At 64.3% G+C, this 8,767-nt stretch carries 8 protein-coding genes; 6 read left to right on the top strand and 2 right to left on the bottom strand.

Annotation, left to right across the window (positions count from 1 at the left end; genetic code table 11):
* Positions 1–83 precede the first annotated feature (83 nt).
* Positions 84–1,241, top strand: coding sequence for a macrolide transporter subunit MacA (gene macA, locus FH041_RS06445; RefSeq protein WP_027915637.1), 1,158 nt, complete (start codon positions 84–86; stop codon positions 1,239–1,241).
* Between the two features lie 2 nt (positions 1,242–1,243).
* Positions 1,244–3,247 (top strand): MacB family efflux pump subunit, encoded by a 2,004-nt coding sequence (locus FH041_RS06440; RefSeq protein WP_050587349.1) that lies wholly within the window; start codon positions 1,244–1,246, stop codon positions 3,245–3,247.
* A gap of 28 nt (positions 3,248–3,275) precedes the next feature.
* On the opposite strand, the gene FH041_RS06435 is transcribed toward FH041_RS06440, so the two are convergent.
* Positions 3,276–3,899 carry a helix-turn-helix transcriptional regulator gene (locus tag FH041_RS06435; protein WP_219859649.1) on the bottom strand — a complete coding sequence of 208 codons (624 nt, stop codon included), beginning with the start codon at positions 3,897–3,899 and terminating at the stop codon, positions 3,276–3,278.
* Positions 3,900–4,111: 212 nt separating this feature from the next.
* Here FH041_RS06435 and hisN point away from each other — a divergent pair, with 212 nt between their 5' ends.
* A complete protein-coding gene (gene hisN / locus FH041_RS06430; protein WP_027915634.1) occupies positions 4,112–4,903 on the top strand; it encodes a histidinol-phosphatase in 792 nt (263 codons plus the stop codon).
* A gap of 113 nt (positions 4,904–5,016) precedes the next feature.
* Positions 5,017–5,748, top strand: a complete 732-nt coding sequence (locus tag FH041_RS06425) for a hypothetical protein (protein WP_028687501.1) — start codon at positions 5,017–5,019, stop codon at positions 5,746–5,748.
* Here the strand turns inward: FH041_RS06425 and FH041_RS06420 are convergent.
* Positions 5,699–6,643: an alpha/beta hydrolase gene (locus FH041_RS06420; protein WP_028687502.1), complete on the bottom strand. Its 945-nt coding sequence runs from the start codon at positions 6,641–6,643 to the stop codon at positions 5,699–5,701. The two genes, FH041_RS06425 and FH041_RS06420, sit on opposite strands and share 50 nt — an antisense overlap.
* Before the next feature lie 223 nt (positions 6,644–6,866).
* Here FH041_RS06420 and FH041_RS06415 point away from each other — a divergent pair, with 223 nt between their 5' ends.
* Together FH041_RS06415 and FH041_RS06410 are read left to right on the top strand one after the other, a co-directional pair.
* Positions 6,867–7,940, top strand: a complete 1,074-nt coding sequence (locus FH041_RS06415; RefSeq protein ID WP_028687503.1) for a metal-dependent hydrolase — start codon at positions 6,867–6,869, stop codon at positions 7,938–7,940.
* Between the two features lie 6 nt (positions 7,941–7,946).
* Entirely contained in the window at positions 7,947–8,651 is a 705-nt protein-coding gene (locus tag FH041_RS06410) for a TraX family protein (protein ID WP_088523656.1), read from the top strand.
* Positions 8,652–8,767 lie beyond the last annotated feature (116 nt).

Here is an 8,767-nt window from a genome sequence, read left to right as displayed (position 1 = left end):
CCGGTTACCTGGCGGCCGGTGGGCGAGCCCGCCGCTGCCAGGTCTCGGTGCAGTCTTGTCAAACAAAGGAATTACGCGTGTCCATGGACAAAACCAAACTGCGCAAATGGGGCATCGGGCTGGGCATTGCCGTGGTAGCGGGCATTGGCCTGTATGCGGTCCAGGCCCCGGCCAAGGCACCGCAGTACATCACCGCCCAGGTCGAGCGTGCCGACATCGAGAATGCGGTACTGGCCACCGGCGTGCTCGAAGGGATCAAACAGGTGGATGTGGGCGCCCAGGTTTCCGGTCAGCTGAAATCGCTCAAGGTGAAGCTGGGCGACAAGGTCACCGAAGGCCAGTGGCTGGCCGAGATAGACCCGCTGGTGCTACGCAACACCCTGCGCCAAGCGGAGGTGGACGAGCAGAAACTGCAGGCCCAACGGCGCTCGACCCTGGCCCAGCTCAAGCAGGCCAAAGGGGTCTATGAACGCTATCGAGAACTGCAAATCGATGCCTCGGTCTCGCGTCAGGAATATGAAAAGGCCGAGGCCGACTATCAGGTCCAGCAGGCTGCCGTGGGCTCGCTCGATGCGCAGATCCGCAGCGCTCAGGTGGAAATTGACACGGCCCGGGTCAACCTGGGCTATACCCGCATCAACGCGCCGATCACAGGCCACGTGGTGGGCATCGTTACTCAGGAAGGGCAGACGGTGATCGCCAACCAGCTGGCCCCGGTGCTGCTCAAGCTGGCCAACCTGGACACCATGACCGTCAAGGCGCAGGTCTCGGAAGCGGATGTGATTCACATCACGCCGGGCCAGGCGGTGTATTTCACCATCCTGGGGGAAGACAAACGCTACTACGCCAAGCTGCGCGGCACCGAGCCTGCCCCACAGCACTACGCCCAGAGTAGCGACAAGGCAGAGGGCGGGGCCGGCAAGCCAACTGGCGCGGTGTTCTACAACGCCCTGTTCGAGGTGCCCAACCCGGACCACCGCCTGCGCATCGCCATGACTGCGCAAGTGCACATCGTGCTCGATACCGCGCAAAAGGTTCTGACCGTGCCGGTGGCGGCACTGGGTGGGCGCGAGGCGGACGGCCGCTTCGCCGTGCGGGTGCTCGACGACAAGGGCTTCGCCGAGCAGCGCAAGGTGGTGGTGGGGATCAACAATAATGTTCGGGTACAGATCGAGCAGGGCCTCGACGAAGGTGACCGGGTGGTGATTGGCGAGCCGATTACCGGCGATTCGGGAGCCTGAGCATGAACATGAACGTGCAACCCACTGCCCCCCTGTGCCAGGCAACGGGGCAGGGCGAACCCTTGCTTTGCCTGGAGGGCATTACCCGCAGCTTCCAGGCCGGCGAGCGGGCCTTTCTCGCGCTCAAGGGCATCAACCTGCAGATTCACCGTGGTGAACTGGTCGCTATCATCGGCGCATCGGGCTCTGGCAAGTCCACGCTGATGAACATTCTGGGCTGCCTGGACAATGCCAGCACTGGCAGTTACAAGGTCGATGGCCAGCAAACCCGGGACCTTGACGTCGATGCCCTGGCCGCCCTGCGTCGCGATCACTTCGGGTTCATTTTCCAGCGCTACCACCTGCTGCCGCACCTGGACGCCCTGCACAACGTCGAGATCCCTGCCGTGTACGCCGGCATGGACCTGCAATGGCGCCATGAACGCGCCCAGACGCTGCTGAGCCGGCTTGGGCTTGGCGAGCACTTGCACCACCGGCCCAGCCAGCTGTCGGGAGGCCAGCAGCAACGGGTGAGCATATGCCGGGCATTGATCAATGGAGGGCAGGTGATCCTGGCGGACGAACCCACAGGCGCGCTGGACAGCGCCAGCGGCAAGGAGGTCATGAAGATTCTGCTGGAGCTGCACGCCTCGGGTCACACCGTGATCCTCGTCACCCATGACCCGCACGTGGCCGCGCACGCCGAGCGCATCATCGAAGTCAGCGACGGCCAGATCGTCAGCGATCGGCGCAAGGTTGCTGACACGGTGCCTGCACGGGCCGTGGCGCCGACGCCGGCACGCAAGCGGGGACATCGCCTGTTGGCAAGCCTGGGCATGTTCCGCGAGGCGTTCAAGATGGCCTGGCTGGCCTTGGTGTCACACCGCATGCGCACCTTGCTGACCATGCTCGGGATCATCATCGGTATCACTTCGGTGGTGTCGATTTCAGCCATCGGCGAAGGGGCCAAGGGGTACGTACTCAAGGACATCCAGGCCATCGGCAGCAACACCATCGATGTGTATTCGGGGAGCAACTTCGGCGACAGCCGGGCCAGGAACATTGAAACGTTGGTGCCGGCGGATGTGGCGGCGCTCAACGCCTTGTACTACGTCGACAGCGCAACCCCTGTGATCGGCCAGGGCACGCTGGTGCGCTATCGCAACCTGGACGTGGATGTGCAGCTCAATGGCGTCAGCGAGCACTACTTTCAGGTGCGCAACATCCCACTGGCAGCGGGCATCGTGTTCAGCGCCGATGATGCGCGGCGCCAGGCCCAGGTCGTGGTCATCGACCATAACACCCGCGAGCGCCTGTTCGGCCCGACCACCGACCCCCTTGGGCAGGTGATCCTGGTCGGTAATCTGCCCTGTACCGTGATCGGTGTGACGGCGCGCAACAAGAACCTGTTCGTGGCCAGCAACCAGCTGAACATCTGGGTGCCGTACGAGACGGCTGCCGGACGGGTGCTGGGACAGCGTCACCTGGACAGCATCAGCGTGCGGATCAAGGACGGGGTGCCCAGCAAGCGGGTCGAGGAGGAGGTCAGCCGTGTACTGCTGCAGCGTCACGGCAGCAAGGACTTCTTCACCAACAACCTGGACAGCATCATGCAGACCGTACAGAAGACCAGTCGATCCCTGACCTTGCTGCTGTCGCTGATCGCGGTGATCTCGCTGGTGGTGGGCGGCATAGGGGTGATGAACATCATGCTGGTGTCGGTGACCGAACGTACCCGTGAAATCGGCATACGCATGGCCGTTGGTGCCCGTCAGGCCGACATCCGCCAGCAGTTTCTGGTGGAAGCGGTCATGGTCTGCCTGTTGGGCGGGGTCGTGGGCGTGGGGTTGTCCTACGCGGTGGGCTACCTGTTCGAGCTGTTCGTCAAGCAATGGGAAATGGTGTTCTCCCCAGCCTCGATCGTGATGGCGTTCGCCTGCTCGACCTTGATCGGTGTGGTGTTCGGCTTCGTGCCAGCGCGCAATGCGGCTCGCCTGGACCCCATCGAAGCACTGGCACGGGACTGAACCACCTGCGATGCCGGTCGACCGATGCCTAGGCGTGCATCCAGCGCATCAGCGAATGCCGCCCGCCGATGCCCAGCTTGATCACGGCCCGGCGCAGGTAACTTTCGACGGTGTTCACGCGCAGGCCAAGCCGGTCGGCCTGCTCGGGGGCCGTTTGACCGGCCAGCAACCCTAGGCAGACCTGGCGCTCGCGTTCGGAAAGCTTGAGGCCTGTTTGGGCCAGGCGTTCGACGAACCGCTGCTCCAGGCTGTCGTGGCTGTTGCGCTGCACGGTGGGTTGCAGGGCACGCAGGTGTTTCTCCAGCATCGGCAGCACCAGGGGCGTGATGGCTTCGAGCCTATTGCGCTCCAGGGGGGAGAAGCCATAGGTGGTGTCGGCGCGCAGTACGCGAATCTCGACCCGCGCGTCACTGGCGCGGATACGGTGCAGGCGCGAAGGGTCATCCGAGGCGGTGGCCGTGGGTTGATCGCACGAGAACACGGTTTCGTCGAGTACGGTGGTTTCGCTAGGTGAGCGTGGCAGCTGGCGGATCTGCGTGGCGTCGATGCACAGGTGAGCCTGAATCAGGTCATGCAGCAGGCGGGGAAACTGGCGGCTGCCGGTGCTGGCAATGATCTTGCCGATCTGCGGATAGATGGAATTGATGCTCATCGAATCGTCCTTGAGGCCAGGGCACAAGCCCGGCTGTAGTGCAAGCCCTCATCCTGGGCCTGCATCGGTGCGTGAGGGGTATGCTAGTACAACGAGCAAGCCTTGGCTAAATGCAGCCTGGATGATGCCATATTGATATCTCCTGCGGACGCCATGCCGATCAGCGGGTTTGCTATCATGCCGCCTCCCTGACTAGCACAAGGCCCATTTTCATGCCCCTGAGCGCTGAACAGATTGCCGAGTTCCGTGGATTTGCCGAGCAGTTGGCCGATGCTGCGAGCGCTGCCATCACGCCTTACTTTCGTGCAAGCCTGGAGGTCGAGGACAAAGGCGGCCGGTTGTACGACCCGGTGACCGTGGCCGACAAGGCGGCCGAGGACGCGATGCGCGAGCGGATCCAGGCGCGCTACCCAGACCATGGCATCCTTGGTGAAGAGGCGGGCGTGGCCGTGGGCAGCAGCCCGTTGACCTGGGTGCTCGACCCGATCGACGGCACCCGCGCCTTCATCACCGGCCTGCCGTTGTGGGGCACGTTGATCGCGCTCAACGACGGTGCCCGGCCTGTGGTGGGGGTGATGAACCAACCTTTTACCGGCGAACGGTTCATCGGCACGCCCGAAGGTGCCTGGTCGGGCACGCGAGCGCTAAAGACCCGCGCCTGCAAAGCGCTGGCAGCGGCCACCTTGATGTGCACCACCCCTGACATGTTCGATACGCCTGCGCGCAAGGCTGCGTTCGAGCACGTGGCCAGCCAGGCACGGCTGATGCGCTACGGTGGGGATTGCTACGCCTATTGCATGCTGGCCTCGGGCTTTGTGGATGTCATCGTCGAAGCCAGCTTGCAGCCCTATGACGTGCAGGCACTCATGCCCATCATCGAGGGCGCGGGCGGCGTGATCACGGCCTGGGACGGCAGCAGCGCTCAGCAAGGCGGCTGCGTGGTGGCCTGCGGTGATCCGGACCTGCATGCCCAGGTCGTTGAGCTGCTGCGCGGCGCGATGTAGTTCAGGTAGCTACACCTGCTGGCGCATGCCGCACTTTTTTGGCTTTCGGGGCTCTATGCTAGGCCCAGGCTGCCGCGATCCCCGCGGCGGCCGCCGAAAACGAACCGGTGCCGATGGTAGTGTGCAGTTGCTCCACGATAGTTCGCCTGCTGTTGGCAGGCATCTTGGCCAGCCTGTGCGCCTGCACTCAGCAGCAGGGGCGCGACATCGTCAACCAGCTGGGCGAAGGCAAGCCCAGCGAGCTGTTCCAGACCAGTGTGGACCGCCTGGCGACCTTGTCGATGCGCGACAACCTGCAAAGCCTCTACCTGCTGATGAACAAGCTGTACCTGCGCAATCCCAACCAGTTGCAACGCTCGGGCTACCTGGACGCGGCCACGGCCGAGCGCCAGATCCGCCTGGCCATCGAACAGCGCCAACCCCTGGCGCAACTGGGCAATCGCCGCGACCTGGCTGCCTTGAGCTATGCCTTGAGCCCGGAATTTCGCGGTGATCGTGTGGGTGCGTTCATCTACGCCATCGGCAGTATGCTGATCACCGCCCACGGCGGACGCACCGCGTTCTACATGACCGACACCCTCGACCCGTTGTTCATCAACAACGCCGCGCGCAACATCGAGAAAGCCACCTGGATGCTGAGCCAGCGGCAGGACGCCAACGGTGTGCTGTTGCTGTTCTCCAACGAGATTTCGGAGGAGGGCAGCAACCTGAGTTTTGCCGTGGAATTTGGCAAGGTGGTGGCCCGCCTGGACTTGCTGGCCGAGCTGCTCGACGAGCGCTACCGCCGTATCGGCCTCAATTATGCGCAAAGCCTGCTGTTGATGAATTTCCTGCCGGTACAGTGACCTGCCGCGCCTGGAACAGGGCCTGTATCGCCTTGCGATAACGCTGCCCGGCCAGGCTCATGCTGTTGTTGTGTGTCGCACCTGGCACCAGCAACAGCGTCTTGGGTTCGCGCGCGGCCTCGAACAGCCGCTGGCTGAAACGCGAGGGCACGTAGCGGTCGTCCAGGCCATGGACCAGCAGCACCGGCAGGTCGATATCGCCAATTTTGCCCAGTGAATCGAACTTCTGCGACAGCAGCCAGCGCACCGGCAGCGATGTATTGGCGACCACGCCTGCCACATCGCCCAACGAGGTGAACGTGGACTCCAGGATCAGCCCTCGCGCCGGGGCAGGGGTGCGCGTGTCTCGGGCTTCACGGGCGAGCGTGCGCGCCAGGTCGACCGCTACGGCGCCCCCCAGGGAGTGCCCGTAGATCAGACGTTTGCTCGCATCAGGTTGCAGTTGGGCGAAACGCTCCCAAGCCACGCGAGCGTCCTCGTACACGGTGGCTTCGGAAGGCAAGTCCCCTCGGCTGCGGCCAAAGCCGCGGTAGTCCACCGCCAGCACCGCATAGCCCATGGCGTGCAGCTGTTCGATGCGAAACAGCTGGCCGGTAAGGTTCCAGCGCACACCGTGCAGGTAAAGGATGGCCGGGGCATCGGCGCGTCTTGCCGGCCACCACCAGGCATGCAGGCTCTGGTTATCGGCGAAAGTGCGCGGGCGCAGGTCCAGCTCCTGGACACCGCCGGGCAGGCCATGAAACCAACTGGCCTGGCCTGGCTCGATGCGAAATACCAGCTCGCGTTCCTTGTGCTGCAAGACCGAGCAGCCGGCCGGCAGGGCGAGCACCAAGGCGGCGGCGCACAGCCAGGTGAACCAGCGACGGCGTAGGGCGCAGAGCAACCGGGTAGACATACGGATGTTGGGGATCTCGGAAAGGGTCAAGGCGCGGGAAAGTACAAGCAACGTGGCGTAGTTCTATCAAATGCTGCAGCTCAGATGTAAGAAATATTACCAGCCGGCGGACCAGCTTTTTTGCAAGCTGTTTCCAGCGCGGGCCTGCGCACCGTCCGCCGATTGCGCAAGCGCCCCGCAAGCAGGTAGCGTGGCCCAACACCCTCCTGACGAAGGCTTTGATTTGGACTCGATAACCCAAGCTGTTCTTGGCGCTGCGTTGCAAGGCACACTGTTGGGGCGCATTCAGGGCCGTAGGGCCCTGGTCTACGGCGCTGCGTTGGCCACACTGCCGGACTTGGACGTGATCATCCGTTATGCCGACCCGGTCTCGCAGATGACCTACCACCGCGGCTTTTCCCATTCAGTGTTCGTGCTGACCGCGCTGGCAGCGCTTCTGGCGTGGCTGGTGAACAGGACCTGGCCGGACAAAGGCTACACGCTGCCCCGGTTGTTCCTGACATTCTGGCTGGTGTTGGTGACCCACCCCGTGCTCGACGCGTTCACCGTGTACGGCACCCAGTTGCTGTGGCCCTTGCACGTGACCCCGCAAAGCTGGGCGGCCGTGTTCATCATCGATCCGGTGTATACCGTGCCGCTGCTGGTGGCGGTGGCGTACGCCGCCGTGCGCGGCACCCACGCCCGGGCGGTACGGTTCATGGCCGTTGCGCTGGGCTTGAGCACCGCTTACCTGGGCTTAGGCCTGGCCAGCCGTACCCTGGCCGAACACCGTTTCCAGGCCGCGCTCGATGCCAAGGGCGTGACCGTGAACGAGGTACGGGCAGTGCCCATGGCGTTCAACAGTCTGGTCTGGCGGGTATTGGCCAAGGCGCCGGACGGCGTCTATTACGAGGGGGTCAGTAGCCTGTTGGACCGCGAGTCGCCGGAGATGCTGCGCCTGAACCGCAACCTGCCTCTGGCCCAGGTGCTGGCAAACGATCCGCTGCACCAGCGGCTGCGCTGGTTCACCGACGACTGGCTGCGCTACGACCAGGTCGGCGACCGGCTGGTGGTGACCGACCTGCGCATGGGTACGCCGGGCAACTACACGTTCCGCTTCGACATGGCCCGGCAGGGCGAGCAGGGCCGCTGGCAGGTGCAGCAACCGGCCGTGCACACAGCCAGCGGCCCGCGCGACCTGTTCGACGGGCAGGCGCTGGGGTTGATCTGGCGCCGCATCGTCTTCCAGCAGCCCCCGCTACCCTTGGCCGCCTGGACCGCGCGCATTGCAGCGCCTGGGCAAGGGCAGGGGGAGTAGCGCCCAGTGCGCTCAGCCGGGCTGGACCTGGTCAAATGGCTGGCAATGCTGGCGATGCTCGCCGACCACCTACGCTTCGTCTGGCCGCAGGCCCACGGCCTGTTCGTGGTTGGCCGACTGGCGTTTCCGCTCTTTTGCCTGGCCATGGCCATGAACGTGGTGCGGCGCGAGCCTGACACGCCGCTCGATCGCCACCATGGGCGGTATCTGGGGCTGATGCTGCTGTTCACCGTGCTGTCCGAGCCTGCCTACCGCTGGCTGGACAGCGGTTCGACCACGTTCAGCGTAATGCCGACGCTGTTGTTGGGCCTGCTGGTGGCCTGGAGCGTGCAGCATACCCAGGCAGCCGCGCGGCTGCTGGGGTTGGTCGCGCTGGGCGCGGCTTGGACTGGCAGCCCGTGCCTGATGTACGGCCTGCCAGGGGTACTGCTGCCCGCCGCCTGCGTACTTGCCTACCGCTGTGGGGGCGCAATGTGGCTTGTGCCGTGCGTGCTGGCGGTGGCCGGCAACTTGACCAACAGCTGGTTGATGACGCACCTGGGCGCCCACTTCACCTGGGTCACCCTGGCGGTTGCCGCCGTGGCCATTGCGGTCGGCAACGGCCTGTTGCACTGCCGATGGCATCGCGTGCCAGCTGTGGGTCGCTGGGCCTATGGTTTTTACCCGCTACACCTTTTGCTGATCAAAGCCTTGAGCACGCTTGGGCTGTGACACACCTGTGCCACGGTTGACCCAGGGTTGACGCAACTGTGTCGAGCATTTGCCCGTATCCAGCCCCTCCCCACTGACGGCTCGAAGGCTCTACTGCGGTATCTGCGGCCGTCAGC

It is taken from the genome of Pseudomonas sp. SWI7 (assembly GCF_006351945.1).
GTDB classification, from domain to species: Bacteria; Pseudomonadota; Gammaproteobacteria; order Pseudomonadales; family Pseudomonadaceae; genus Aquipseudomonas; species Aquipseudomonas fulva.
The sequence above is the reverse complement of the archived record's forward strand: the minus strand, read 5'-3'. Positions and strand labels throughout refer to the sequence as shown.